This window comes from Bradyrhizobium sp. 31Argb (assembly GCF_043638955.1).
Lineage (GTDB): Bacteria > Pseudomonadota > Alphaproteobacteria > Rhizobiales > Xanthobacteraceae > Bradyrhizobium.
In genome coordinates, this window is the sequence record NZ_JBEGDB010000106.1 from 1 (window position 1) to 25,600 (window position 25,600).

The following is a 25,600-nucleotide window of genomic DNA, read 5'->3' on the forward strand; positions in this document are numbered from 1 at the left end:
AGGTCCTCCTTGCCGACCAGTTGACCTGTTACCCATGTCGCCGGTCTATTCTGTTACCCATGTAGCCGGTCAGGACCCGCGCCACCTTCTCCCACAAGGGGAGAAGGGAAGGTGGCCGAAATCACTTCGGGCTTCCCGTCAGCACCTTCACGCCGCCGAACGCGGTCACTTCTCCGCGGGGCAGCATCACGATCTGGGTCGCGAGCTGGCGCAGTTCGGCGGCGTCGTGGCTGACATAGACCATGGGTATGCCTTCGTCGCGCAGCCGGATCAGATAAGGGAGGATCTCCACTTTTCGCCCTTCGTCCAGTGAGCCCAGCGGCTCGTCGAGCAGCAGCAGGCGCGGCTTCGACAACAGCGCGCGTCCGAGCGCGACGCGCTGGCGTTCGCCGCCGGAAAGTTTTCCAGGACGGCGATCCATGAGATGGCCGATGTCGAGCAGGTCGGTTACGCGGCTGCGCTGCGCCGGATCATCCGGCAGGCGGTTCATGCGCCGCCCGTAATCGAGGTTCTGCCGCACGTCGAGATGCGGGAACAGCCGCGCGTCCTGGAACACATAGCCGATGCGGCGCCGGTAGGGCGGCACATGCACGCGCGCCTCGGTGTCGTCAAGCGTCTCGCCATCGAGCGAGATGATGCCGCGGTCGGGCTTCAGCAGTCCCGCGATCATGTTGATCAGCGAGGTCTTGCCGGCGCCCGACGCGCCGAACAGGCCGGTGACGCGGCCCTCGCTGGTGAAGGACGCAGAGAGCGTGAATTCGCCAAGGTGCTTGGTGACGTCGACGCGCAGCATGGTCAGTTTCCGTGCAGCCGCTTCGTCGCGCGCCGTGCGAACCACTCCGATGCAACAAGCGCGCTCATCGCGATTACGATGGAGATGATGACGAGCCGCGCCGCCGCAAGGTCGCCCTCGGGCGTCTGGATCAGCGAATAGATCGCTGACGAGATGGTCTGGGTCTCGCCCGGGATGTTGGAGACGAAGGTGATGGTCGCGCCGAACTCGCCGATCGCCTTGGCGAAGCCGAGCACCATGCCGGCGAGCACGCCCGGCAGCGCCAACGGCAAGGTCACGGTCAGGAACACCTGCCAGGGCGCCGCGCCCAGCGTTCCCGCCGCCTGCTCCAGTCGCCGGTCGACGGCCTCGATCGAAAGCCGGATCGGCCGCACCAGCAATGGAAAGGCCATCACGCCGCAGGCGAGCGCCGCACCGGTCCAGCGGAAGGCGAAGACGATGCCGAGATGATCGGCAAGCCATGCCCCGAGAAAGCCGCGGCGGCCGAGCGCAAGCAGCAGGAGATAGCCGGTGACAACGGGCGGCAGCACCAGCGGCAGGTGCACGAGCGCGTCGAGCAACGACTTGCCCCAGAAGTCACGGCGCGCCAGCAGCCACGCCAGCGCGATCCCCAGGGGGGTCGCGACCAGCGTTGCGACGATGGCGACCCGCAACGACAGCAGGATCGCCGTCCACTCGGTCGGCGAAATCTCGAACACGTGGGTTCAGATCATGCTTCCACTTTTCCGGATCATGCTCAGGTCGTCGGCGTGATCAGGAACTTGAAGCCGTACTTCTCGAGGATGGTCTTTGCCGCCGACGATTTCAGGAAGTTGAGGTACTCGGTGGTCTCGGGCTTCGCCGTCGTCGTCGCCGCGACCGGATAGATGATCGCGGGATGGCTGTCGGCGGGGAAGGTGCCGACGATCTTGACGCCGGGCTCGACCTTGGCGTCGGTCGAATAGACGATGCCGAGCACGGCCTCGCCGCGGGCAACCAGCGTCAGTGCCGCGCGCACGCTTTCGGCCATCGCGAATTTCGGCTCGGCTGCCTGCCAGGCGCCAAGCTTCTCCAGCGCCGCCTTGGCATATTTGCCGACCGGCACGGCCTTGACGTCGCCGGTCGCGATCCTGCCGTCGCCGGCGAGTTTTGCGAGATCAAAGCCGGCGCCGATATTGACGTTGTCGATCTTGGAGTCCTTCGGCGCGATCAGCACGATGCTGTTGCCGAGCAGATTGACCCGCGTCGCCTCGTTGATGTTCTTCTGCTTGATCGCGTAGTCCATCCAGTCGGTGTCGGCGGAGACGAACACGTCGGCCGGCGCGCCCTGCTCGATCTGCTTTGCCAATGCCGAGCTGGCGGCATAGCTCGCATTGACCTTGACGCCGGTCTTGGCGGTGTAGGCGGCATCGATGTCGTCGAGCGCGTTCTTCATCGAGGCGGCCGCGAACACGGTCAAGGTCTTTTCCTGCGCACTCGCAGGTAAGGCGGCTGAAGACAGCACAAGGACAAAGGCGGCGACAATTCCGGCAAGGCGGTTCATGGCAGGCGCTCCATCACGTCCTCATGCGCGCGGACCGCGCGCGCACTTCGGGCGTTGGTTGAATCGGTGTGGTCCGCGACAGACGGAAGCGCCGTTCCGGGGAGCCCCGAGGCTTACGGCCGCCGGGGATATCGCGGTGGGAACATAACAGGCTGGTCGCGTGGGTAAAGGCGACCGTTTGTCTAGAGCTGGATAACTTTTCCTGGAAAAGCCATCCAGCTCCAGCTCTTTGTTTGGGCATGATCTTTTCGGAAAACCGGTCTCCACTTTTCCGGATCATGCCGTTGCCCGTCATTCGCTCGGCAATATCGCGATCGAGATCGAATTCTCTTTGGCCCCGCTGATCTGCAGCACGAACGGGCTCGCAGAAAGCTCGAATTTTACCGTCTTGCGGATACCGTCGCAGTCGGTGGCGCCGCTGAATGCCTTGGGCTTGAGGAAGTGACCATCCTGCACCACGTCCAGCCAGGCGCCGGACGACAGGCTGATCGTGTAAAGGCCGGCCTTGGGCGCATTCTTGAAGCTGGTGAAGCCGGCAAAGGTGCCGTCCTTCGGTGCCCGTTCCGGCGGGGTCGGCAGTTTTGCATCTGCCGGCGCCACCAGGGTCAGCGTGAATCCGCTTGCGGGCAATGCCGCAAACTCGTTGCCCGATGTCAATTTGGCGCGATCCGGCGCGGTCAGCGCGGCGCGCTCGCGATCGATCGGCCATTTGAACTTGTCACAACCACTCGGTTCTTCCGCTGCAAGAGCGGGAACGGCGCCGAGCAACAGCAACGAGGCAACGAGGAGTCTGCGCATGATCAATCCACTGCTATCATGACATCTGAAGCTTTGATGACAACGATGACCTTGTCGCCAGCCTTGATGCCCAGATCATCGACGGCTTCATTGGTGATGGAGGATGTCACGACCTGGCCGCCGCCGATGTCGACGCGGACATGAGAGGTGGTCGCACCCTTCTTCATGATCAACGACGGCACCCTTGATCTGGTTACGTGCACTGATGCGCATCATCAATCCTTCAATGTTGATCATCCCGTGTGTGACGACGGCCTGCATCGACAGATTGGGATGAAACAGGATCAGCAGCCCTGACCCGAGGTTTTATCGCGCTTACGGAGCGACTCCTCTACTTTAGCGCACCTTGCGGTCGAATGAAAACACCATTGCGCTGATCACGGTTTCGCGTCCGGTGCATTCAGCACCGCTTTGCAGGCGGCCGGCATTTGCGCCAGCGTCATCGGCGGCTTCGGCTTTGGCGGTATCAGCGGCGGTTTCGGATGCAGCACCGCATTGGAGAACCAGAAGGTGAAGTCGGAAGGCTTGCAGCCTTCATCCTCCGACTGCGACGGCTGGCCCTCGCATTCGGTGGCGCCGGCCGGGCAGCGCATGCGGATGTGGAAGTGATAGTCGTGGCCCCACCACGGCCTGATCTTGGCGAGCCAGCTACGGTCGCCCTTGGCCTCGCGGCAGAGCGCCTTCTTGATCGCGGCGTTGACGAAGATTCGCTGCACGCCCGGCTCCTGCGCGGCGTCGCGCAGCACCAGCACATGGCCAGGGGTGAACACCTTGGGATCGATATCGAGCCGATCCGGCCGCACCATCATCACCGCCGACATGTCCTCGCGGTCCTCGCGCGACAGCCTGCGGTCGGGCATCGGTGTCAGCCAGACGTCGGCATCCAAACCGATCTGGTGACTGGCATGGCCGCTCAAGGCGGGCCCGCCGCGCGGCTGCGCGATGTCGCCGACCAGGATGCCCGGCCAGCCGGCATCCTTGTGCGCCCTGACCGACAGCCGCTTCAGCAGCGCGATCATACCGGGATAGCCCCAGTTGCGGTTGCGCGACAGCCGCATCACCTGCCAAGTCTCGCCGTTGATCGGCATCTGCGCCGCGCCGGCGAGGCAGCCTTTGGAATAGGAGCCGATCACCCGCGTCGGCGTCGCCGTCGGCAGCACCTTGCGCGCGAACAATTCCTTGGCGCCGAGCTTGGGATCGTTGGGATTGGCGAGCGGCGGCAGCGGCTTCGGATTGACCGAGCCTCTGTCCTGCGCCGACGCGGCGTCGGCACCAAGCGATAGAGCTGCAAGAATCAGCAGGGTCAATATCGGGCGGGACGTCATGGGATTCACTCGAAGGGCAATCAGCGTAACATGGATTCGACGTTCCGCGAGCCGCTGTGACATCGCAATTGGTTGATCTCCAGCACGAACAGGCACGTGATGAACTTCAATGGAGTAGCAGCCACCATGAACCCTGTGCTCCCTCTCTCGCTTGCGGGAGAAGTGGAAAAAATTCGCCAGCCTCACTGCATCTCGATGTTGGCCGACTTGATCACCGTGCCCCAGCGGTCGACCTCGCTGCGCAGATATTTGGCCGTCCGCTCCACCGAGCCGCCATAGATTTCCGCGGAGAGCTTTCGGAAGTTGGCCTGGATATCGGGCCGGGCCAGCACTTCGTTGATGTCGGCATTGATCTTCTCGACGATTGCCTTCGGCGTCCCGGGCGGGGCCACGATCGCGTACCAGGCGACCGCTTCGAAGCCCGGCAGCGTTTCGGCGATCGTCGGCACGTTGGGCATGGACGGCAACCGTTTCGGCGAGGCCACCGCCAGCAGCTTGAGCTTGCCGGCCGTCACCAGCGGCAGCGTGACGCCGAGATTGTCGAACATCAGGTCGACGTCGCCGGCGAGCAGGCCCTGCAGCGCCGGCACGGTGCTGCGATAGGGGATCTGGCGCAGCTTCACCTTCGCCATCGTCTCGAACAGTTCGGAGCTCAGATGCGACGTGGTCCCGCTGCCGAGCGTGGCGGCTGTGAGCCCGTCGGGGTTTGCGCGCAGATGATCGATCAACTCCGCCACGCTGGATGCCTTGATGCCGTTGGGGCGGACGAAGATCGCGTTCGGCACCTGCGCCATCACGATGATCGGTTCGAACTTCGCCGGATCAAAGCCGAGCTTCCGATAAAGATTCTGGTTGATGACGAGCGGCGGCGGCGGCGCGGAGAGCAGGGTGTAGCCGTCGGGGGCGGCATTGTAGACCTCCTCGGCCCCGACATTTCCGGCTGACCCGGTCTTGTTCTCGATCACGATCGGCTGGCCCCATTTGCGCGACAGCCAATCCGCCACCAGCCGCGGGACCGCGTCCGCCGTGCCGCCGGCGGAGAATGGCACGATGATCCTGACGGTGCGGTCCGGATAGTCTCCGGCAATGCCGGGACCAGATGTCAGCAGCAGCGCCAGCGTCGCCGCCAAGAGAGTGCTGATGGTGAGAGATCGATTGTGCGTGCCCTGGCGCATCGGGTCCCCTCCCCGAGGCGATGCTCGCGCCTCGTCCGCCGTCTGCAACTTGGCGTCCCCTGCGATGGAGGATAGCCCGAACCGGCAGGCGGCCGAAGCCTTTTTGGCGGCAGCAGATGTCGCGCCGCCTCATCATTGGTTCGATGCAGGCTCGCGGCTTAACCGGGCATTAACCCTGTCGCGCAATGACGCAATTTCGTGCGGAATACGCGCCATTGGTGCATCCGCAGCATCGCTACCCGGATCGCGGGAAAATTGGCTCCGCGCGCTTGGTTGATTTGCCGGTTGGATTTGCTTTTCAGCCCCTCCGAGCCGCCCGCCGGTATTCAGGGATGCGGAAGTCCGCCTCCTAAACAGGCAGCTCGGAGTCCGGTTCTATTCTGAGAACCGGCGGAATATACCATTTTTTCAGACACTTATCGGAGAAGCATGCTCGACGGGAGTGCGTGTGGCGGAAAGTCGATGCCGAAGATGGGGCCAAGAGCGGCTAAGAAACTGAAGCGCAAAGTGGCGGCGAGAATTCCCGGCCGTCCCGTCAAACCCGATCCGAAGCTTTCAGGCGGCCGGCGGCGCGTTCCATCCGAGATCGGCGAGATCGTGCGCAAGCGCGCCGAGACTGAAGCGGCGATTGCGGATGCGCGCCGCTCCAACGAACGCCTGCGCGAGGCGATCGACATCCTGCCGCAGGGCATCGTGTTCCTCGATGCCGAAGGCCGCTACATCCTCTGGAACAAGAAATATGCCGAGATCTATCGCCGCAGCTCCGACCAGTTCGAGCACGGCGCGCGGCTGCAGGACACGCTCCGGGTCGGCGTCGCCCGCGGCGATTACCCCGAGGCAATCGGCCGCGAAGAGGCGTGGATCGCCGAGCGGCTGAAGAAGCTCTATCAGCCCGGCGAGCGGCATGAGCAGAAGCTTGCCGACGGCCGCGTCGTCCTGATCGAGGAGCGGCTGACGTCGGATGGCGGCGTCGTCGGCCTGCGCGTCGACATCACCGAATTGAAGCAGCGCGAAGCGTCGTTCCGCCTGCTGTTCGACGGCAACCCGGTGCCGATGATCCTCTGCTCGCTCGACGGCGAGCGCATCCTTTCCGTCAACGATGCCGCAGCCGAGCATTATGGCTTCAGCCGCGCCGAATTCGAGAAACTGACCATTCGCAGCCTGCAGGCATTCGATACCGAACTGCCGTGGATCGGCGGCCGCGACGGCGACGAGCAGGCGGCGCGGACCTGGAAGCATGTGCGGGCCGACGGCACGCTGATCGATCTTGCGATCTATTCGCGCGAATTGATGCATGGCGACCAGCCCGCGGTGCTGCTGGCGCTGATGGACATGACCGAGCGCAAGCGCGCCGAGGCGCGGCTTGCCTTCATGGCCCAGCATGACGGGCTCACGGCGCTACCCAATCGCAATCTGTTGCGCCAGCAGATGGACGACATGCTGCTGCACACCCGCCGCAGCGCCGAGAAGGTCGCGGTGCTGGTGCTCGGCCTCGACAATTTCAAGGCCGTCAACGACACGCTCGGTCATGGCGTTGGCGACAAGCTGTTGCGCGGCGTCGCAAAGCGCCTGCGCTCAACCTTGCGCGAGGAAGATGCGCTGGCCCGCCTCAACTCCGATGAGTTCGCGATCGTCCAGAGCGGCGTGTCGCGTCCGGAGGACGCGGTGCTGCTCGCGAAGCGGCTGTTGGAAGCGATCGGCGAACCCTATCTGCTCGACGCCCATTCCATCGTGATCGGCGCCAGCATCGGCATTGCGATGTCGCCCGGCGACGGCGATGAATCCGAGAAACTCTTGAAGAGCGCCGACATGGCGCTGTCGCGCGCCAAGAGCGAATTCCGCGGCACCTTCTCCTTCTTCGAGGCCGAGATGGACGCGCGCGCCCAGACCCGCCGCAAGATCGAGATGGATTTGCGCGATGCGATCCAGAACGATGGCTTGCGGCCGTTCTACCAGCCGCTGGTCGATCTCTCGAGCGGCCGCATCACCGGCTTCGAGGCGCTGGTGCGCTGGCCGCATCCCGAGCGCGGCATGATCTCGCCCGGCGAGTTCATCCCCGTTGCGGAAGAGACCGGCCTGATCAATCCGCTCGGCGGCTTGATGCTGCGGCGCGCCTGCAACGACGCGGCGCATTGGCCTGACGATGTCCGCGTCGCCGTCAACCTGTCACCGCTTCAGTTCCGCACCGGCAATTTGTTGTCGCAGGTAACGGAAGCGCTGAAGCATTCCGGCCTGCCGGCGCGGCGGCTCGAGCTTGAGATCACCGAGACGCTGCTGCTGGAAAAGAGCAGCCAGGTGCTGGCCACACTGCACGCGCTGCGCGCGCTCGGCGTGCGCATCTCGATGGATGACTTCGGCACCGGCTATTCCAGCCTCAGCTATTTGCGCAGCTTCCCGTTCGACAAGATCAAGATCGACCAGTCCTTCGTGCGCGACCTCGGCTCCAATCGCGATGCGCAGGCGATCGCGCGTTCGATCATCAGCCTCGGCAAGGGCCTCGGCGTCACCATCACCGCCGAAGGCGTCGAGACCGAAGCCGAGCTGAGCTGCCTGCGCGCCGAAGGTTGCCACGAGGGCCAGGGCTTCCTGTTCAGCCGCGCCAGGCCCAATGCCGACATCGTCAGCCTGCTGCAGGCGCAGCGCGGCGGAACGGACGACGAAGCCGCGCTGGTGGCGTGAGCCGATTCGTAGGGTGGGCAAAGCGCAGCGTGCCCACCATCACGAGCGGAGTGCTGATGGTGGGCACGGCGCGTTGCGCCTTTGCCCACCCCTACGCAGCTTTCAGCCGTCATTGCGAGGAGCGATAGCGACGAAGCAATCCATCTGCCCGCATACGCGGAGGCATGGATTGCTTCGCTCCGCTCGCAATGACGGGTTGTTCACCGTGTGGTCGGCGGCCCCCTGAGATCGCCTGCGAGGATCGCGCGGCCGGCGTCCTCGTAATGTGTGTCGCGGGCCTGGATCTGCTGCGCGATCGCGTGCATGTCGCGGAAGCGGCGCTCGAACTTGTTGGCGGCGAACACGGCCGTGGCGCCGGCCATGTGATAGGCGGTATCGACCACGGCTGCCGATTGGTGGATGGTCCAGGTCGAGGCGACGCGCAGTGCCACGCGCTGGCCTTCGGTGAGCGGATTGCCACGCTCGAGATCGCGCCAGACCTCGGCAGCAGTCGCATAGAGATAGGCGCGCGCGGCGCGCAGGCTCGCCTCCGTGCGTCCGATCAATCCCTGCACCGCATTGTTCTCGCGCATCGCTTTCAACCCTTGGGGCGTCTTGCCGCGCGAAAGCTCGATCGCCGCATCGAGCGTGGCGCGCGCGACGCCGAGCGCGGTCGCCGCAAAGCCCATGCCGAACACCATGTTGGTGGAAAGCTTGTACAGCGGGCCATCTTCGCGCAAGGCCGAAGGATCGTCGCGCAGCGCGGCGAATTTCTCCGGGATGAACAGATCCCCCACCGAATAGGAATCGGTGCCGGTGCCCTTCAGCCCGATCACGTCCCAGACGTCGTGCATCGTGGCGCTGGCCGCCGGAAACAGGATGGTGCGGATTTCCATCGAGCCGTCAGCTTTCTTGCGGGGCAAGTCGTCCTGCTCGACCACGCGCACATGCGCCCCCAGCCAGCTCGCCTGCCGCGAGCCCGAGGCAAACTCCCAGCGCGCATTGGCGATATAGCCGCCCGGCACCGCCTTCACCTCATGCGCGATCGCGCCCCAGGCCAGAATGCCCGGCGCGACGTTGAAGATCTCGTTCGCCGCATCGGGCTCGAGATAGGCCGCGGTCATCGCGCAGACGCTGCATTGTCCGAGGCACCAGGCGGTGGAGGCATCGGCCTTGGCGACCTCCTCCTGCATCTGCATGAACGCTTCCAGCGTCGCCTCGCTGCCGCCGAAGCGTTTCGGCAGCAGCGCCCGGTACAGCCCGTTGTCGACGAGCGCCGATGTCACCGCACCCGTCAGCCGCCGCGTCCGCTCGATCTCGTCGGCATCTCGTGTGATCAACGGCGCCAGCGCGCGCGCCTTATCGGCGAGATCGAATCCTTCCACCTTGCTCATGCGTTTCCTCGCTGTTCTTGTTTTGTTGAGCGGGAACACGATGGTGGCCTATCCGATGGGAGAGGGCAAGGTGGCTAATCTCCAACGCTGTCATTCCGGGGCGCGCGTAGCGAACCCGGAATCCATCAGGCGACATAACCGGTGGAGAAATGGATTCCGGGTTCTCGCTGACGCGAGCCCCGGAATGACAACAAGCCTCAGCTATCCACCTTCAGCGCGGCAATGAAAGCTTCCTGCGGGATGTCGACCTTGCCGAACTGCCGCATCTTCTTCTTGCCTTCCTTCTGCTTCTCCAGAAGTTTTCTCTTACGCGTGATGTCGCCGCCGTAGCACTTGGCGGTGACGTCCTTGCGCAGCGCGCGGACGGTTTCGCGGGCGATCACCTTGCCGCCGATCGCCGCCTGGATCGGGATCTGGAACATGTGCGGCGGGATCAGTTCCTTCATCTTCTCGACCATGGCGCGGCCGCGGCCCTCCGCGCGGGTGCGGTGCACCAGCATCGACAGCGCATCGACCGGCTCGCCATTGACCAGGATCTGCATCTTGACGAGATCGGCCGCCTTGTAGTCGGTCAGATGATAGTCGAACGAGGCATAACCCTTGGAGACCGATTTCAGCCGGTCGTAGAAATCGAACACCACTTCGTTGAGCGGCAAATCGTATTTCACCATCGCGCGGCTGCCGACATAAGTCAGCTCCTTCTGCGCGCCGCGCCGGTCCTGGCAGAGTTTCAGCACGCTGCCGAGATATTCGTCCGGGGTGAGGATGGTGGCCTCGATCCAGGGCTCGTCGATCTCGGCGATCTTGACCACGTCGGGCATGTCGACGGGGTTGTGGATCTCGATCTCGCTGCCGTCGGTGAGCTTCATCTTGTAGATGACGCTCGGCGCGGTCGCGATCAGGTTGAGATCGAACTCGCGCGACAGCCGCTCCTGGATGATCTCCAGGTGCAACAGCCCGAGGAAGCCGCAGCGGAAGCCGAAGCCCAGTGCGGCCGAGGTCTCCATCTCGAACGAGAAGCTGGCGTCGTTGAGCCTGAGCTTGCCCATCGCCGCGCGCAGGGTTTCGAAATCGTCAGCGTCAACCGGGAACAGGCCGCAGAACACCACCGGGACCGCCGGCTTGAAGCCCGGCAGCATCTCCTTCACCGGGTGGCGGTCGTCGGTGATGGTGTCCCCGACGCGCGTGTCTGCGACTTCCTTGATCGCGGCGGTGATGAAGCCGATCTCGCCGGGGCCGAGTTCGTCCACCTGCTGCATCTTCGGCGTGAAGAAGCCGACGCGCTCGACGTCGTAGGCTGCGCCGGTGCCCATCATGCGGATGCGGCCACCCTTCTTCATCACGCCGTCGACGACGCGGATCAGGACGACCACGCCGAGATAGACGTCATACCAGCTATCGACCAAGAGCGCCTTCAACGTGGCATCCTTGTCGCCCTTCGGCGGCGGCAGGCGGGTGACGATTGCCTCCAGGACATCGGGCACGCCGAGGCCGGTCTTGGCCGAGATCATCACGGCGTCGGAGGCGTCGATGCCGATCACGTCCTCGATCTGCTGCTTGACCTTCTCGGGCTCGGCCGCGGGCAGGTCGACCTTGTTCAGGACCGGCACGATCTCGTGGTTGTTGTCGAGCGCCTGGTAGACATTGGCGAGCGTCTGCGCCTCGACGCCCTGGCTGGCGTCGACCACGAGCAGGGAACCTTCGCAGGCCGCCAGCGACCGCGAGACCTCGTAGGCGAAGTCGACATGGCCGGGCGTGTCCATCAGGTTGAAGATGTAATCCTTGCCGTTCTTGGCGCGGTATTTCAGCCGCACCGTCTGCGCCTTGATGGTGATGCCGCGCTCTCGCTCGATGTCCATGGAATCGAGCACCTGTTCCTTGCCCGCCATCTCGCGGTCCGACAGGCCGCCGGTCATCTGGATCAGGCGGTCGGCCAGCGTCGATTTGCCATGGTCGATATGGGCGACAATGGAGAAGTTGCGGATGTTCGGAATAGGGACGGTCGTCATGGGGCGCGAGATAGCATTCGCACCCCGAAGCGGCAACCACATTGCGGAATTTTGAGGCGGTTTCACCTCTCCCGCTTGCGGGGGAGGTCGGCGCGCCAGCGCCGGGTGGGGGCTCTCTCACCTGCAAGGAAGGCGTGAATCGCGACACCCCCACCCCAGCCCTCCCGGAGCGAGCTTTGCTCGTCTCTTCCGCAAGCGGGAAAGGGAGCGCGGCATCGTTCCCTCACGCCAAGCTGATTTCATTCGCCCGTAAAACAGGCTAGGCAGGGGCCATGGCGACTGCATCAATCCTGCCCGCGGCGGCGCGCGCAAAACGGAAATTCTCGATCTCGCGCCTGGCGGCGTGGCTGGTGGCGCGCGCAACCGATCCCGTCACCGGATTATGGTTCGTCACCGGCTTTGCGCTCGCTCATGCCGTGCTGTGGACGCTGATCCTCGTCAATCTGAAGTCCGCGCAGGACATCCATATGGACGTCGCGGAGGCCTTTGCCTGGGGCCAGAAATTCCAGCTCGGCTATGGCAAGCATCCGCCGCTGTCCGGCTGGGTCGCCGGCCTCTGGTTCCGCATCTTCCCGGTGACCGATTGGGCGACCTATGCGCTGGCGATGGCGGTCATCGCCGTGAGCCTCGTCGTCTGCTGGCTGATCGCGCTCCGTGTCGTCGACCGCCGCCGCGCCTTCTTCGTCGTGGTGATGCTCGCGCTCTATCCGATCTTCAACTTCAAGGGCTACAAGTACAACGCGGACCTGCTGCAGCTTGCGACCCTGCCGCCGGTCGTGCTGGCCTATCTCTATGCGTTCGAGAAGCGCACCGCGATTTCGGGCATCTGGCTCGGCCTTGCCGGCGCGCTGGCGCTGATGACCAAATATTGGGTGCTGACCATGATCGGCGCCATCGGGCTGGCGGCGCTGATCCATCCCGAGCGGTTGCGCTTCCTGGCCTCGCCGGCGCCGTGGGTTGCGATCGCAACGCTGATCGTGGCGATGATTCCGCATATCGTCTGGCTGAGCGAGGCCCATTTCGCCCCGCTGACCTATGCCGGAGATGTCTATAGCATCGACAATCGCGCGGTCAGTCTGTACCTCGTGAACGGCTATATCGTCCACAATATCGGATTGCTCGCCGCCTGCATCGTGCTGGCGGCGCTGGCGCTCGGCTGGGGCGCGCTTGTGCGGCGGCCGTCGACCTTGTTCACGCGCAACTGGTCGCTTGGGCCGAATCCCGGCGTCAACCTCTCGCAGGCGCTCAACGTCTGGATCATCCAGATCATCGTCGCCATCGGGCCGCCGCTCGGCGCGCTGTTCTTCGAGATCTACATCAAGACCGACTGGGGCATCTCGCTGTTCTTCCTGACGCCGCTGGCGCTGGTCGCGATCCCCTGGCTGCGGATTCCCAAGATGGCGCTGTTTCGGATCAGCGCGATCTGGTTGGTGATCACCATCGCCATGCTGTTTGCGTCGCCGACCATCGCCAAGCGCGAGCTCGCGGCCGATCCGAACAGCGTCGCGAAATACGGCGCGCGTGCCGAGCTTGCGCGCGAACTCGCCGAAGCCTGGCACCGCAAATTCGCCTCACGCTGGGCGGCGGTGGCCGGCACCACGGAGGTGATCATGCCGCTGGTGTTCTACAGCCCCGATCATCCGGCGCCGTTCACGCCGGGCGAGGTCTGGGGCGCGGGTCTCACCAGCGAAGCGGAAGCCAAGCGCCTCGGCTTCATCGGCGTGTTCGATCCCAATGACGGACGCTTGCCGGCGTTCGAGAGCTGGATCGCCAAGAACGCGCCGCACGCCGAGCGCCTGATCATGACCACGCGCCGCTTCGTCCACGGCCATCCCGGCCCCGCCGTAAGCTGGAAAGTCTACATCGCGCCGCCAGCGCCGGACGTCCCAAAGTGACGACCTCATCCCGAGGAGCCGCGCCAGCGGCGTCTCGAGGGATGGGCCACGGACCACTCACTCTCCGTCATTCCGGGGCGCGACGAAGTCGCGAGCCCGGAATCCATTCCTCCACTTGTGCAGGCGGCGAAATGGATTCCGGGCTCATCGCTTTGCGATGCCCCGGAATGACAGCGGAGAAATTCGCCAGCGATTCCATGGTGATTTGCCCCGTCCAGCCCTCGCCAAAAAAACATTCCGCTTTCGCCGTCGGGCAAATCAGTGATTTAACTCCGCGCGTCTCACGCGAATGAGGGGCGGGTCGCGATCGTCACGAACGTTGCGGTGAGATGCGGTGGACGTGAAGCGTGTGACTGACGAGCACACGTATCACGGACGGCGAAGTCGTGTGGTCCTGGCGCCCCGACGCTGGCGCTAAGTTCTGTTCGTTGAGCAGTGTGACGGTGGCAAAAGAGCCCGGTCACCGGGGAGAGCACGAAGTAAGCCGTAACACCATCGCGCAGGGAAAGCCGGACTGCTTCGGTTGAACCTGTGGTCCTACCCCCGTGCTTTTTGTTGCACGGGACCCATGGGTGCAACCAGCACCCGGCTTTCCCTGCGCCCTCTGATTTCGAGGAGGGCGGAAAGTGACGCAAAGCTCGGGCGTAACGCGCCGCGAGAATGCGAACTCACATCCTCTCACCACACTCCACCGTCATGCCCCGCGCAGGCGGGGCATCCAGTATCCGGCGGCCTCTCGGCTCAAGCACTACCGCCTCTGGAATACTGGATCGTCCGCCTTCGCGGACGATGACAGCGGAGAGCTGTTTGACATGTGAATCAGACCTCACCGTCATTGCGAGGCGTGGCCGTGACGCGGGACACACAGCGCAACCCGCATAACGACCGTCCGTTTGCGCTGGTTGATCGGGCCGCATCCGCTCTCCATAGTGCGCCTGCAACAGCGAGGTTCCCTGCCGGGCGCCTTGGGATGGGAACGTCGATGAGTGCCACAACCAGCGATGAGATCGCCGACGGCGCGCGGGCGCGCGCCAATGTGCTGCGGCTGGCCGCAGCGCAGGCGCTGACCGGCGCCAATTCGGCCGTCATCTTCGCGACCGGCTCGATCGTCGGCGCGACGCTGGCGCCCAGCGTCTCGCTCGCGACCGTGCCGCTGTCGATGTATGTGCTGGGGCTTGCCGCCGGCACGCTGCCGACGGGGGCGATCTCGCGCGCCTATGGCCGGCGCACGGCGTTCATCATCGGCACCGGCTGCGGCGTGTTGACCGGCGTGCTCGGCGCCTTCGCCATCCTGCGCGGCGCATTCTGGCTGTTCTGCCTTGCGACCTTTCTCGGCGGGCTCTATGGCGCGGTGGCGCAATCCTATCGTTTCGCCGCCGCCGACGGCGCCAGTGCCGCGTTCCGGCCCAAGGCGGTGTCCTGGGTGATGGCGGGCGGCGTATTCGCCGGCGTGCTCGGTCCGCAGCTCGTGCAATGGACCATGGACATCTGGCCGCCTTATCTCTTCGCCTTCAGCTTCGTGGTGCAGGCGTTCGTCGCCCTGGTCGCGATGGCGGTGCTGGCCGGCGTTGATGCGCCAAAGCCCGCGGCGGTCGATCTGCATGGCGGCCGGCCGCTGCTCGAGATCGCGCGGCAGCCGCGGTTCATCGCCGCCGCGCTGTGCGGCATCATCGCCTATCCCATGATGAACCTGGTGATGACGTCCGCGCCGCTCGCGATGAAGATGTGCGGCCTCTCGCTCAGCGATTCCAATTTCGCGATTCAGTGGCACATCATCGCGATGTATGGCCCGAGCTTCTTCACGGGCTCGCTGATCGCCCGCTTCGGCGCACCGCGCATCGTCGCGCTCGGCCTGCTCCTGGAGGCGCTTGCGGCGACGATCGGGCTCTCCGGCCTGACCACGCTGCATTTCTGGGCGACGCTGATCGTGCTCGGCGTCGGCTGGAATTTCGGCTTCGTCGGCGCCTCCGCATTGGTGCTGGAAACGCACCGGCCGCAGGAGCGCAACAAGGTGCAGGCGTTCAACGATTTCCTGGTGTTCGGGACGATGGCGATCGGCTCGTTCTCATCAGGCCAATTGCTCGCCAATTACGGCTGGTCGGCGGTGAATCTCGTCGTGTTCCCGCCGGTGGTGCTGGGGCTCGCCGTGCTATGGATCGTATCGCTTGCGAAGCGGCGCGCGAAACTGCGCACCGCCGATGAGTTTCCGGAACCAACTATTTGAGGACTTGCTGACAACTGCTGACAGTTCGGTGGTGATCGAAATGATGATCTAGCAAGCCCTGCTAATGGTGTTCGTCATGGCCGGGCTCGTCCCGGCCATCCACGTCCTTGGCGGCCGAAAAGAACGTGGATGCCCGGGTCAAGCCCGGGCATGACGGCTAGACCAACAGACAAACGACAAGCAAGAACCGTGGACGCATCAACTCACACCAGCACCGACGAGACCGCGCTCCGCTACGACGGTTGGCGCATCGTGCTGGTCTGCTTCCTGCTCGCGACGTTCGGCTGGGGCCTCGGTTTTTACGGTCAGAGCGTCTATGTCGCCGAGCTGCAGCGCCTGCACGGCTGGCCGGCATCGCTGATCTCCTCCGGCACCACGTTCTTCTATCTCGCAGGCGCGGGGCTCGTCGTCTTCGTCAGCGAGGCGATCAAGGCGTTCGGTCCGCGGAGCTGCTTGATCGCGGGCACGATCGCGATGGCTGCGGCGGCGGTCGCGATCGGGCAGGTGCGCGAGCCCTGGCAGCTTTATCTTGCCGATGCCGTGCTCGCCTTCGGCTGGGCCGGCACCAGCCTCGGCATGATCACCAACACGCTCGGTCTGTGGTTCGACAAGAAGCGCGGCATGGCGATCAGCCTGGCGCTGAATGGCGCGAGCTTTGGCGGCATCGCCGGCGTGCCCCTGCTTATCGCCGGCATCGGATATTTCGGCTTCTCCGGCGCGATGACCGTGGCGGCCATCGCGACGGTCGCGGTGATGGTGCCGGTGATTGTGCTGTTCGTCGGCCGGCCGCCGGCGCATATCGAGGCGGTGGCGCTGTCGGCGGCAGGAGGGCCGTCGCCGACGCAGATCCGCGCCCGTGCGCTTCGCGATCTCGGCTTCCTCTCGGTCTCGATCGCGTTTGCCCTGGTGCTGTTTGCCCAGGTCGGCTTCATCGTCCACCTGATCTCGTTCCTGGATCAGGTGATCGGCCGCGAGCGCGCGGCGGTGGCGATGGCGCTTCTGACCGCGATGGCGGTGGTCGGTCGCGTGACGTTCTCCTTCGTGATCGACCGGCTCAATCAGCGATTGGCGTCGGCGCTGTCCTTCGTCAGCCAGGCCGTGGCGCTGCTCATCATCATCAACCTGCGCAGCGATTGGGTGCTGGTTGCGGCCTGCGCCGCCTTCGGCTTCTCGGTCGGCAACCTGATCACGCTGCCGGCCCTGATCGTGCAGCGCGAATTCGATCCGCGCTCGTTCGGGATTCTGGTGAGCCTGGTCACCGCCATCAACCAGATCACCTATGCCTTCGGTCCGGGCGTGGTCGGCTTGCTGCGCGATATATCGGGGAGTTACACGCTGCCGTTCTACGGCTGCATCGCGCTCCAGTTGATCGCGGCCGTGTTGGTCATGATCCGCGGGCGCGGCATTGCGTAGCCCGGATGGAGCGAAGCGAAATCCGGGAATCTTCCGAGGCGTCCCCGGATTGCGCTTCGCTCCATCCGGGCTACGAGGCTCAGACTTCCCGCTGCCGCAGCAAATCCTCGAGATCGAGCCGCTTGGTGAACATCGCAAGCGCACCGTCCGGCGTGCGCGGCCATTGCGCCTCGGGCCGGTCCCAATAGAGCTCGACGCCGTTCTCGTCGGGGTCGCGCAGGTAGAGCGCCTCGCTGACGCCATGGTCGCTGGCGCCGTCGAGTGCGATACCAGCGCTGAGCACGCGGTGGAGCGCGTCCGCGAGAGCTGGTCGGGTCGGATAGAGAATCGCGGTGTGGTACAGGCCGGTGGTGCCGGGCGGCGGCGGATTGCCGCCCTTGCTCTCCCAGGTGTTCAGCCCGATATGGTGATGGTAGCCGCCCGCCGAGATGAACGCGGCACCGGACCCCATGCGCTGCTGCACCTCGAAGCCAAGCACGCCGCAATAGAAGCTGAGCGCGCGATCGAGATCGGCGACCTTCAGGTGCACATGCCCGATCCGCGTGCCGGCGATGATGGGAGGATTTTGCGCCATGCTGCTGCTCCGGTTGAAAAACAGTATCTAGCGATGAACCGAACCGCGCGGTACCGGCCTATCCTGAAACCCTGTGTTTCCGGCAGCGTCCCTGGCTCACGCCAGTTCCGACACCTCGCCATCCGGCAAGCCGAATTCAAACGTGTTCAGCGTCATCGACACCATCGTGTAGTAGCCGCAGAGCCCGATGATCTCGACCACGCCGCGCTCGCCGAGCCGCGCGACCGCCTCATCATAGAGCGGCTGCGACAGCCCATGGCCTTCGTGCAGCGATTTCGCCACGTCGTAGATCATCCTGGCCTTGGGGTCGTCGAATTCGGGCGTGCGGCGGTCGCGGATGTCGTCGATGATTTTCGGATCGAGGCCGCCCTTCAGCGCGAGGCGCTTGTGCGCGAACCATTCGTAATGCGCGGTGAAGTGGCGCGCGGTGACGAGGATCGCGATCTCCGAAAGCTTTGGCGGGAAGATCGTGTTGAAACGGAGCATCTCGCCGAGCCGCGTAGCGTGGCGGGCCATTTCCGGGCTGTTGAGCCAGGCCATCATCGGCGCCGGCGCGGAGCCGCGCTTGCCGGCGACCGCCTCGTCATAGGTCTGTTTTTGCGCCTCGTTCATTTCGCCAGGCGAAAGCAGCTTCAGCCTCATGTCCGTTTCCTCTTGTTTTTCAATCATTACGCCAGCAAGCGAATACACCCGTTCCAGCCTCTGGGCCACCGGCGGCGGGCGCAGGGAGATATTGAATTCCACGGTCCGGCGGCTAAGGTCGTTTCAACAATTCGTCAGATGGAAACGCGCCATGGCCGATCTTGAAAAATTCCGCAGCGAAACCCGCGCCTGGCTGGAGCAGAACTGCCCGCCGGAGATGCGCAAGCCCATGACCTCGAACGACGACACGTTCTGGGGCGGTCGGAACGCAAAGTTCTCCTCCGAGCCGCAGCGGGTCTGGTTCGAGCGGATGCGCGACAAGGGCTGGACGGTGCCGCATTGGCCGAAGGAATATGGCGGCGGCGGGCTCGATGGCGAGGAGGCGAAGATCCTGCGCCAGGAGATGGCGGCGATCGGCGCGCGGCAGCCGCTGACCTCGTTCGGCATCTCCATGCTTGGGCCGGCGCTGCTCAAATACGGCACGGAGGCGCAGAAGAAGGACCATCTGCCGAAGATCACGGCCGGCTTGATCCGCTGGTGCCAGGGCTATTCCGAGCCGAATGCCGGGTCCGACCTCGCTTCGCTGCAGACGCGGGCCGAGGGCGACGGCGATGATTTCATCATCAACGGTCAGAAGATCTGGACGTCCTATGCCAACTATGCGGATTGGATTTTCTGCCTGGTGCGCACCGATCCAGCCGCGAAGAAGCATGACGGCATCAGCTTCATCCTGTTCGACATGACCTCGAAAGGTGTGTCGACAAAGCCGATCCTGTTGATCTCCGGCTATTCGCCGTTCTGCGAGACGTTCTTCGACAATGTGCGCGTGCCGAAGTCGCACGTTGTCGGCGCCATCAACCGCGGCTGGGACGTGGCGAAATATCTGCTGCAGCACGAGCGCGCGATGATCTCGGGCATGGGCGAGCGCGGCGTCGGCCGTCCGCTCGGACAGATCGCGGCGGACTCGATCGGCGCCGATACGCAGGGGCGGCTGGATGACGCGGTGCTGCGCAGCCAGATCGCGAGCTTCGAAGTCGATGAAGCGGCGCTCGCCGCGGCCGCCGAGCGCGCCGTTGATTTGGCGAAAGCGGGGCAGGCGCATCCGGCATTTTCCTCGGCGATGAAATATTACGGCACCGAGCTCAACAAGCGCCGCTACGAGATCCTGATGTCGGCCGGCGGCATCGACGCGCTGGAGTGGGAGAGCGAGCGCTCCCGCGGCGGCGCCCGGCCGCGCGCCTGGCTGCGCACCAAGGCCAATTCGATCGAGGGCGGCACCTCGGAGGTGATGCTCGGCATCGTCGCCAAGCGCATCCTCGATCTGCCCGGAGCTTGATACACCATGGCCCTCATCCTCAATGAAGAACAATCCATGCTGCGCGACAGCGCGCGCGGCCTCATCAGTGACAAGGCGCCGGTCTCGCATCTGCGCCAGTTGCGCGACAGCAAGGACGAAACCGGCTTCTCGCGCGAGCTCTGGAACACCTTTGCCGAGATGGGTTTCTCCGGCCTCTTGGTATCAGAACAATTCGGCGGCAGCGGGCTCGGCGCGGTCGAGGCCGGGATCGTGATGGAGGAGATAGGGCGCACGCTGATGCCGTCGCCGTTCCTTGCCACGTCTGTGCTTGCAGCCTCGGCGCTGTCGCGCGGCGGCAGCGAGGCGCAGAAATCGCAGCATCTGCCCAGGATTGCCGACGGCTCGCTGCTCGCTGCGCTCGCGGTCGATGAAGGCGCCAAGCATCGGCCGCTGCAGACCAGGATGCAGGCGATACGCAGTGGCAACGGCTTCAAGCTGAATGGCGACAAGGCGCTTGTCGTCGATGGCCATACCGCCGGTCTCCTGATCGTTGCGGCGCGCACGGCCGGTAGCGCCGGGGAGAAGAACGGGGTGACTCTGTTCCTGGTCGATCCGAAGGCCAAAGGGATTGCGAGAGAGCGCACCATCATGGTGGACTCCCACAACGCGGCGCGCATCGTGTTCGACAGTGTCGAGGTCAATGCCGACAGCGTGCTGGGGGAGGTCGACCAGGGCTATCCGCTGCTCGAAAGCGTGCTCAATGTCGGCCGCGGCGCGGTCGCGTCGGAAATGGTGGGTTTGAGCGAAGAGGTGTTCGGCCGCACCGTCGCTTACCTCAAGGAGCGGAAGCAGTTCGGCAAGCCGATCGGCGAATTCCAGGCGCTGCAGCACCGGGCTGCCCAGCTCTATATCGATATCGAGATCACCCGCGCTGCGGTCCTGAAGGCGCTGCAGGCGCTCGATGCTGATTTGGCCAATGCGGGCAGCGCCGTCGCCGTTGCCAAGGCGCGCGCCGGCACGACGGCGACGCTGGCCGTGCAGGAAGGCGTGCAGATGCATGGCGGCATGGGCATGACCGACCAGTTCGACATCGGCTTCTTCATGAAGCGCGCCCGCGTCTGCCAGGAGTTGTTCGGCGACAGCAATTTCCACGCCGATCAACTGGCCAGGGCAAAGGGGTATTGAACTCTATCCCGTCATTGCGAGCGAAGCGAAGCAATCCATCTCACCGCTTGCGGAGGCGTGGATTGCTTCGTCGCTGCGCTCCTCGCAATGACGGCGTATGTGGCCCCTACCGGATCGGCGGGGCGTATTGGATGCCGCCGGCGCTCCAGAGCTGGTTGAGGCCGCGCGGGATCTTCAGCTTCGACTCGCTGCCGACATTGCGGTCGTAGATCTCGCCGTAATTGCCGACGTGGCGGATGATGCGGGCGGCCCAGTCCTTGGTCAGGCCGAGGTCCTCGCCATAGGAGCCTTCGGTGCCGACCAGCCGCATCACCTCGGGCTTTTTCGATTTCATCGCCTCGTCGATGTTCTTCGAGGTGATGCCGAGCTCCTCGGCGTTGATCATCGCATAAAGCGTCCATTTCACGATCATCATCCAGTCGTCGTCGCGCAGCCGTACCACGGGCGCGAGCGGCTCCTTCGAGATGATGTCGGGCAGGATGATGTGGTCGTTGGGCTTGGAGAGGTTGAGCCTGAGCGCATAGAGCTGGGAAGCATCGGCGGTAAGGGTGTCGCACTGTCCGCTGTCATAGGCCTTGACGACATCCTCGAGCTTTCCGAACTTCATCTCCGTATATTTCATATTGTTGATACGGAAATAGTCGGCGAGGTTGAGCTGCGTCGTGGTCTCCGCCTGCACGCAGACCTTGCTGCCGTTCAAATCCAGTGCGGAATCGATGTTGCGCGAGCGCGGCAGCATGAAACCTTCGCCGTCATAATAGGCGACGGCCGGGAAATAGAGGTCGTAATTGGTCTCGCGCGACATGCTCCATGTCGAGTTGCGCGAGAGGATGTCCACCTTCCGGCTCTGCAACTCCTTGAAGCGCTCGCTGGCATCGAGCGGGATGAATTTCGCCTTGGACGGATCGTCGAAGATCGCGGCCGCCACCGCGCGGCAGAAATCGACATCGAAGCCGGTCCAGTTGCCCTTCTCGTCGGGGATCGAGAAGCCCGGCAGGCCCTTGTTGACACCACACAGCACCTCGCCGCGGCGAACGGTGCGCTTCAAAGCCTTGGTGTCGTATCGCTCATAGATGATGGCGGCGGCCGCAACCAGGGCCGCGACCGCGAGCCCGATCAGCAGGCCGCCTCGAAATGTGCGCATCATTTATTTTCACCAGATGATGAGGGAAATAGGGCGTCAGGAAGGGAGGCAGAGACGGTTACAGTTCGGGCTTCTGCCGGACGATCACCTTGGTGCCGACGGGGACGCGATCGTAGAGGTCGGCGACATCAGCATTGACCAGCCGGAAGCAGCCGGAGGAGATGGCAGTGCCGATGGTATTGGGCTGGTTGGTGCCGTGGATGCGGTAGACGGTGGTGCCGAGATACATCGCGCGGGCGCCGAGCGGGTTGCCGGGGCCGCCGGCCATGAAGCGCGGCAGGTAGGGTTGGCGTGCGATCATTTCCGGCGGCGGCGTCCAGTCCGGCCATTCCGCCTTGCGGGTGATGTTCAGGAGACCCTGCCACTGGAAGCCTTCGCGGCCGACGCCGATACCGTAACGGATGGCGCGGCCGTTACCCTGGACCAGGTAGAGATGGCGCTCCTTGGTCGAAATGATGATGGTTCCCGGCGCTTCGTTGGTGCGGTAGTAGACCACCTGCTTGCGCCATTCCGGATCGAGCTCGACGTTATCGTCGGGGACCAGGCCTGGCTGATCGCCGACGTCGGGCGCCTGGGCCTGGCTTTGCGAGGCCGAAAGCATCAGGCCGCCTGCGGCAATGACCATCCAGATCAGGTGACGAAGTTTCGTCATACAAAGCTCTCCTCGTTGGCGCGGGGCCAAATGCATTGATGCTCCACCCAAATCAGGAAGCATCAAATCTCAGTGGCAGCTTGATGGCAAGTTTGGGGCAAAGGAGGTAGCTGGCTGGAATACCTGCGATTTCCGTCATGGTGCTGTAGCCGAGCCGTCTTATTTCGGTGCGATCCAAAGCCGCAGGCCGAACGAAATCAACGCCACGGTGCCGACGCCGCCGAGCCAAAGCGCGGCGAACCAGATCAGGCGCTTCGCGAGCGGGCGTGGATTCTCCTCGCGTGGCATCAGTGATACCCGCCCCCAGGCCGCACCTTGCCGCGAAATACCCAATACGCCCAACCCGTGTAGGCGAGGATCAGCGGAATCAGGATCGCCACGCCGACCAGCATGAAGATCTGGCTGTTGGGGGGCGAGGCCGCCTCCCAGATCGTGATGCTCTGCGGCACGATATAGGGATACATGCTGATGCCGAGGCCGACATAGGACAGCAAGAATAACGCCAGCGTCAGGAAGAACGGCTGGTAGTCATATTTGTTCGCAAGACTGCGCAGCAGCAGAGCGGTGATGGCCGCCACCGCGAGCGGCACCGGCGCGGTCAGGATGATGTTCGGCCAGGTGAACCAGCGCTGGGTATATTGCACGCTGAGGAATGGGGTTGCGAGGCTGACGGCAACGATCGCGCCGAGCATCGCGAACAGCAATACCCAACTCAATTGATAGGCCTTGTCGCGCAGCGCGCCTTCGGTCTTCATCACCAGCCAGGTCGCGCCCAACAGCGCGTAACCCACCAACACCGATATTCCGGTCAGCACGCTGAACGGCGTCAGCCAGTCCCACCAGCCGCCGGCATATTGCCGGCCCTCGACATGCACACCCTGCAGAATGGCGCCGAGCGCAACGCCCTGCGCCAGCGCCGCCACCAGCGATCCGCCGAAAAAGGCGACGTCCCAGCGGTTGCGTTCGCGTTGCGTGCGCCAGCGGAATTCGAACGCAACCCCGCGGAAGATCAAGCCGACCAGCATCGCGATAACGGGCGTATAGAGCGCCGGCATCAGCACGGCATAGGCAAGCGGAAACGCCGCCATCAGGCCGCCGCCGCCGAGCACCAGCCAGGTCTCGTTGCCGTCCCAGACCGGCGCGACGCTGTTCATGATGACGTCGCGATCCGCCTTCCTTGGAAACAGCGGAAACAGGATGCCAAGGCCGAGATCGAAGCCGTCCATGACGATATAGACGAACACCGCGAAGGCGATGATGAAGGCCCAGACGATGGCAAGATCGATCATGACGCGCTCTCCGCTGCCGCGGCAGCGGCCGGCGTTATGCCGGCAGCGCGGGCGGGTACGTCGCGCGGCGGCCCCGCTTCGCCCGGGTGTGGCGGCGCCGCCATCAGCCGGAGCAGATAGATCACGCCCGCCGTGAACACCGCGAAGTAGACGATGACGAAAGCGAGCAGCGAAGAGCCGACCGCAGGCGCAGCGAGCGGGGAAGCCGAATCGGCCGTCCGCAGCAGGCCGTAGACCGTGAATGGCTGCCGCCCGGTCTCGGTGGTGATCCAGCCCGCCAGCACCGCGATGAAGCCCGCCGGCCCCATCAGCATTGCGAAGCTGTGCAGGAAGCGCGAGGAATAGAGCTGACCGCGCCAGCGCATCCATGCGCTCAACAGGCCGAGCCCCATCATCAGAAAGCCGAGCCCGACCATGATGCGGAACGACCAGAAGGTGATCGGTACCGGCGGCCAGTTTTCGCGCGGCACGGTATCGAGGCCGGCCATCGGCGCGGTCGGCGAATGCTTCAGGATCACCGATCCGAGCTTGGGGATCTCGACGGCGAAGTCGACCCGGCCGGCCGTCTGGTTGGGCCATCCGAACAGAATAAGCGGCGCGCCGTCCTTGTGGCTCTGGTAGTGGCCTTCCATCGCCATGATCTTCACGGGCTGATGCTCCAGCGTGTTCAGCCCGTGCTGGTCCCCGGCCAGAATCTGGATTGGCGCCACGAAAGTCGCCATCCACATCGCCATCGAGAACATCACGCGCGGGCCGGCGAGATGCTGGTCACGCAGCAGATGGTAGGCGCCAACCGCGCCGACCACGACCGCGGTGGTCAGATACGCCGCGAGCACCATGTGCACGAGGCGATATGGAAAAGACGGGTTGAAGACCACCTTGAGCCAGTCGGCGGCCACGAACTGGCCGCTCGCATTGACGGCGTAGCCGGTCGGCGTCTGCATCCAGGAATTGGACGAGAGGATCCAGAATGCCGAGATCAGCGTGCCGATCGCGACCATCAAGGTTGCGAGAAAGTGCAGCCGGGGACCGACGCGGTTCAACCCGAACAGCATCACGCCGAGGAAGCCTGCTTCGAGGAAAAACGCGGTCAGGACCTCATAGGCCATCAGCGGTCCGATGACGGGCCCGGTCTTGTCGGAGAAGGCCGACCAGTTGGTGCCGAACTGGTAGGACATCACGATGCCCGACACCACGCCCATGCCGAATGCGACCGCGAAGATCTTCAGCCAGTAGTGAAACAGGTTGATGAAGACCTCGCGCCCGGTCCAGAGCCAGAGCGCTTCGAGCACCGCAAGGTAGCTGGCGAGCCCGATCGAGAAGGCCGGGAATATGATGTGAAACGACATCGTGAAAGCAAACTGCGCCCGGGCGAGCGCAACCGCATCCCAGCCTTCGAACATGACGCGCTATCCATCGTAAATTACGACATGAGGTTATCACGCGTCCGATCGTAGTGAAAACATGTCAATATGACCAAGGCAGAGCGAGCGACCCCGGCGCGGACCTTGGCACGCCGGGTTTGACGATAGTACTTTAGGCCGTGTGGACAGTTACCTTATCCAGAGCAGAGTGGCGGCAATGGCGACGACGGCGAAGTAGTTTCGCGCG

General features: G+C 64.1%; 21 protein-coding genes and 1 pseudogene. 6 read left to right on the plus strand and 16 right to left on the minus strand.

Translation table 11 applies throughout. The features are described from left to right. Nucleotides 1-121 precede the first annotated feature (121 nt). The 7 genes and pseudogenes from modC to AAFX91_RS20870 all read right to left on the minus strand — a co-directional run bounded on the left by modC (nt 122) and on the right by AAFX91_RS20870 (nt 5,613). Entirely contained in the window at nt 122-793 is a 672-nt protein-coding gene (gene modC / locus AAFX91_RS20840) for a molybdenum ABC transporter ATP-binding protein (RefSeq protein WP_394567707.1), read from the minus strand. 2 nt (nt 794-795) lie between these two features. Next, complete coding sequence (gene modB, locus AAFX91_RS20845) at nt 796-1,491, minus strand: molybdate ABC transporter permease subunit (RefSeq protein ID WP_394567708.1); 696 nt, start codon at nt 1,489-1,491, stop codon at nt 796-798. A gap of 38 nt (nt 1,492-1,529) precedes the next feature. Then, nucleotides 1,530-2,315 (minus strand): molybdate ABC transporter substrate-binding protein, encoded by a 786-nt coding sequence (gene modA, locus AAFX91_RS20850; RefSeq protein ID WP_130584043.1) that lies wholly within the window; start codon nt 2,313-2,315, stop codon nt 1,530-1,532. A 291-nt stretch (nt 2,316-2,606) separates the two neighbouring features. Beyond that, nucleotides 2,607-3,113, minus strand: coding sequence for a hypothetical protein (locus AAFX91_RS20855; RefSeq protein WP_394567709.1), 507 nt, complete (start codon nt 3,111-3,113; stop codon nt 2,607-2,609). 2 nt (nt 3,114-3,115) lie between these two features. After that, a pseudogene (locus AAFX91_RS20860) lies at nt 3,116-3,326 on the minus strand (molybdopterin-binding protein). A gap of 164 nt (nt 3,327-3,490) precedes the next feature. Further along, on the minus strand, nt 3,491-4,438 hold the full coding sequence (mepA, locus tag AAFX91_RS20865; protein WP_394567710.1) for a penicillin-insensitive murein endopeptidase: 948 nt from the start codon (nt 4,436-4,438) through the stop codon (nt 3,491-3,493). Nucleotides 4,439-4,620: 182 nt separating this feature from the next. Next, nucleotides 4,621-5,613 (minus strand): tripartite tricarboxylate transporter substrate binding protein, encoded by a 993-nt coding sequence (locus tag AAFX91_RS20870; protein ID WP_130583043.1) that lies wholly within the window; start codon nt 5,611-5,613, stop codon nt 4,621-4,623. A gap of 462 nt (nt 5,614-6,075) precedes the next feature. Here AAFX91_RS20870 and AAFX91_RS20875 point away from each other — a divergent pair, with 462 nt between their 5' ends. Then, nucleotides 6,076-8,292, plus strand: coding sequence for a putative bifunctional diguanylate cyclase/phosphodiesterase (locus AAFX91_RS20875; RefSeq protein ID WP_394567711.1), 2,217 nt, complete (start codon nt 6,076-6,078; stop codon nt 8,290-8,292). Nucleotides 8,293-8,492: 200 nt separating this feature from the next. Here AAFX91_RS20875 and AAFX91_RS20880 read toward each other — a convergent pair whose 3' ends face one another. Further along, nucleotides 8,493-9,665 carry an acyl-CoA dehydrogenase family protein gene (locus AAFX91_RS20880; RefSeq protein WP_394567712.1) on the minus strand — a complete coding sequence of 391 codons (1,173 nt, stop codon included), beginning with the start codon at nt 9,663-9,665 and terminating at the stop codon, nt 8,493-8,495. A gap of 197 nt (nt 9,666-9,862) precedes the next feature. Beyond that, complete coding sequence (lepA, locus tag AAFX91_RS20885) at nt 9,863-11,674, minus strand: translation elongation factor 4 (RefSeq protein WP_394567714.1); 1,812 nt, start codon at nt 11,672-11,674, stop codon at nt 9,863-9,865. 272 nt (nt 11,675-11,946) lie between these two features. On the opposite strand from lepA, the gene AAFX91_RS20890 reads away from it, so the two are divergent. The 3 genes from AAFX91_RS20890 to AAFX91_RS20900 all read left to right on the plus strand — a co-directional run bounded on the left by AAFX91_RS20890 (nt 11,947) and on the right by AAFX91_RS20900 (nt 17,206). After that, nucleotides 11,947-13,569: a glycosyltransferase family 39 protein gene (locus AAFX91_RS20890; RefSeq protein WP_394567715.1), complete on the plus strand. Its 1,623-nt coding sequence runs from the start codon at nt 11,947-11,949 to the stop codon at nt 13,567-13,569. Between the two features lie 982 nt (nt 13,570-14,551). Then, nucleotides 14,552-15,793 carry an MFS transporter gene (locus AAFX91_RS20895; protein ID WP_394567716.1) on the plus strand — a complete coding sequence of 414 codons (1,242 nt, stop codon included), beginning with the start codon at nt 14,552-14,554 and terminating at the stop codon, nt 15,791-15,793. A 189-nt stretch (nt 15,794-15,982) separates the two neighbouring features. Continuing rightward, nucleotides 15,983-17,206 carry an MFS transporter gene (locus AAFX91_RS20900; protein WP_394567717.1) on the plus strand — a complete coding sequence of 408 codons (1,224 nt, stop codon included), beginning with the start codon at nt 15,983-15,985 and terminating at the stop codon, nt 17,204-17,206. Nucleotides 17,207-17,285: 79 nt separating this feature from the next. Here AAFX91_RS20900 and AAFX91_RS20905 read toward each other — a convergent pair whose 3' ends face one another. Both AAFX91_RS20905 and AAFX91_RS20910 read right to left on the minus strand, forming a co-directional pair. Continuing rightward, nucleotides 17,286-17,780 (minus strand): VOC family protein, encoded by a 495-nt coding sequence (locus AAFX91_RS20905; protein ID WP_394567719.1) that lies wholly within the window; start codon nt 17,778-17,780, stop codon nt 17,286-17,288. Nucleotides 17,781-17,876: 96 nt separating this feature from the next. Then, entirely contained in the window at nt 17,877-18,422 is a 546-nt protein-coding gene (locus AAFX91_RS20910) for a carboxymuconolactone decarboxylase family protein (RefSeq protein ID WP_394567720.1), read from the minus strand. A gap of 151 nt (nt 18,423-18,573) precedes the next feature. Between AAFX91_RS20910 and AAFX91_RS20915 the strand changes: the two genes are divergently transcribed. Continuing rightward, nucleotides 18,574-19,758: an acyl-CoA dehydrogenase family protein gene (locus tag AAFX91_RS20915; protein ID WP_394567721.1), complete on the plus strand. Its 1,185-nt coding sequence runs from the start codon at nt 18,574-18,576 to the stop codon at nt 19,756-19,758. A gap of 6 nt (nt 19,759-19,764) precedes the next feature. Continuing rightward, on the plus strand, nt 19,765-20,904 hold the full coding sequence (locus AAFX91_RS20920) for an acyl-CoA dehydrogenase family protein (RefSeq protein ID WP_130583428.1): 1,140 nt from the start codon (nt 19,765-19,767) through the stop codon (nt 20,902-20,904). Between the two features lie 106 nt (nt 20,905-21,010). Here AAFX91_RS20920 and AAFX91_RS20925 read toward each other — a convergent pair whose 3' ends face one another. The 5 genes from AAFX91_RS20925 to AAFX91_RS20945 form a co-directional block, all read right to left on the minus strand. Then, nucleotides 21,011-22,048 carry an amino acid ABC transporter substrate-binding protein gene (locus tag AAFX91_RS20925; protein WP_394567722.1) on the minus strand — a complete coding sequence of 346 codons (1,038 nt, stop codon included), beginning with the start codon at nt 22,046-22,048 and terminating at the stop codon, nt 21,011-21,013. Nucleotides 22,049-22,106: 58 nt separating this feature from the next. Then, nucleotides 22,107-22,700: a L,D-transpeptidase gene (locus AAFX91_RS20930; protein ID WP_130578331.1), complete on the minus strand. Its 594-nt coding sequence runs from the start codon at nt 22,698-22,700 to the stop codon at nt 22,107-22,109. A 159-nt stretch (nt 22,701-22,859) separates the two neighbouring features. Further along, entirely contained in the window at nt 22,860-22,988 is a 129-nt protein-coding gene (locus tag AAFX91_RS20935) for a DUF2474 domain-containing protein (RefSeq protein WP_130578330.1), read from the minus strand. Beyond that, a complete protein-coding gene (gene cydB, locus AAFX91_RS20940) occupies nt 22,988-23,989 on the minus strand; it encodes a cytochrome d ubiquinol oxidase subunit II (RefSeq protein ID WP_394567723.1) in 1,002 nt (333 codons plus the stop codon). Before cydB ends, AAFX91_RS20935 begins: the two co-directional genes overlap by 1 nt. After that, on the minus strand, nt 23,986-25,392 hold the full coding sequence (locus AAFX91_RS20945) for a cytochrome ubiquinol oxidase subunit I (protein WP_394567724.1): 1,407 nt from the start codon (nt 25,390-25,392) through the stop codon (nt 23,986-23,988). Before AAFX91_RS20945 ends, cydB begins: the two co-directional genes overlap by 4 nt. Nucleotides 25,393-25,600: the final 208 nt, after the last annotated feature.

Excerpts from the sequence above, each read along its gene's own strand:
- mepA (WP_394567710.1), bottom strand. The coding sequence starts at position 4,438 with ATGACGTCCCGCCCGATATTGACCCTGCTGATTCTTGCAGCTCTATCG.
- lepA (WP_394567714.1), bottom strand. The coding sequence starts at position 11,674 with ATGACGACCGTCCCTATTCCGAACATCCGCAACTTCTCCATTGTCGCC.
- AAFX91_RS20890 (WP_394567715.1), top strand. The coding sequence starts at position 11,947 with ATGGCGACTGCATCAATCCTGCCCGCGGCGGCGCGCGCAAAACGGAAA.
- modC (WP_394567707.1), bottom strand. The coding sequence starts at position 793 with ATGCTGCGCGTCGACGTCACCAAGCACCTTGGCGAATTCACGCTCTCT.
- AAFX91_RS20870 (WP_130583043.1), bottom strand. The coding sequence starts at position 5,613 with ATGCGCCAGGGCACGCACAATCGATCTCTCACCATCAGCACTCTCTTG.
- modA (WP_130584043.1), bottom strand. The coding sequence starts at position 2,315 with ATGAACCGCCTTGCCGGAATTGTCGCCGCCTTTGTCCTTGTGCTGTCT.
- AAFX91_RS20895 (WP_394567716.1), top strand. The coding sequence starts at position 14,552 with ATGAGTGCCACAACCAGCGATGAGATCGCCGACGGCGCGCGGGCGCGC.
- AAFX91_RS20935 (WP_130578330.1), bottom strand. The coding sequence starts at position 22,988 with ATGCCACGCGAGGAGAATCCACGCCCGCTCGCGAAGCGCCTGATCTGG.
- AAFX91_RS20945 (WP_394567724.1), bottom strand. The coding sequence starts at position 25,392 with ATGTTCGAAGGCTGGGATGCGGTTGCGCTCGCCCGGGCGCAGTTTGCT.
- AAFX91_RS20910 (WP_394567720.1), bottom strand. The coding sequence starts at position 18,422 with ATGAGGCTGAAGCTGCTTTCGCCTGGCGAAATGAACGAGGCGCAAAAA.
- AAFX91_RS20880 (WP_394567712.1), bottom strand. The coding sequence starts at position 9,665 with ATGAGCAAGGTGGAAGGATTCGATCTCGCCGATAAGGCGCGCGCGCTG.
- AAFX91_RS20905 (WP_394567719.1), bottom strand. The coding sequence starts at position 17,780 with ATGGCGCAAAATCCTCCCATCATCGCCGGCACGCGGATCGGGCATGTG.
- AAFX91_RS20920 (WP_130583428.1), top strand. The coding sequence starts at position 19,765 with ATGGCCCTCATCCTCAATGAAGAACAATCCATGCTGCGCGACAGCGCG.
- cydB (WP_394567723.1), bottom strand. The coding sequence starts at position 23,989 with ATGATCGATCTTGCCATCGTCTGGGCCTTCATCATCGCCTTCGCGGTG.
- AAFX91_RS20855 (WP_394567709.1), bottom strand. The coding sequence starts at position 3,113 with ATGCGCAGACTCCTCGTTGCCTCGTTGCTGTTGCTCGGCGCCGTTCCC.
- AAFX91_RS20925 (WP_394567722.1), bottom strand. The coding sequence starts at position 22,048 with ATGCGCACATTTCGAGGCGGCCTGCTGATCGGGCTCGCGGTCGCGGCC.
- AAFX91_RS20930 (WP_130578331.1), bottom strand. The coding sequence starts at position 22,700 with ATGACGAAACTTCGTCACCTGATCTGGATGGTCATTGCCGCAGGCGGC.
- AAFX91_RS20915 (WP_394567721.1), top strand. The coding sequence starts at position 18,574 with ATGGCCGATCTTGAAAAATTCCGCAGCGAAACCCGCGCCTGGCTGGAG.
- AAFX91_RS20875 (WP_394567711.1), top strand. The coding sequence starts at position 6,076 with ATGCCGAAGATGGGGCCAAGAGCGGCTAAGAAACTGAAGCGCAAAGTG.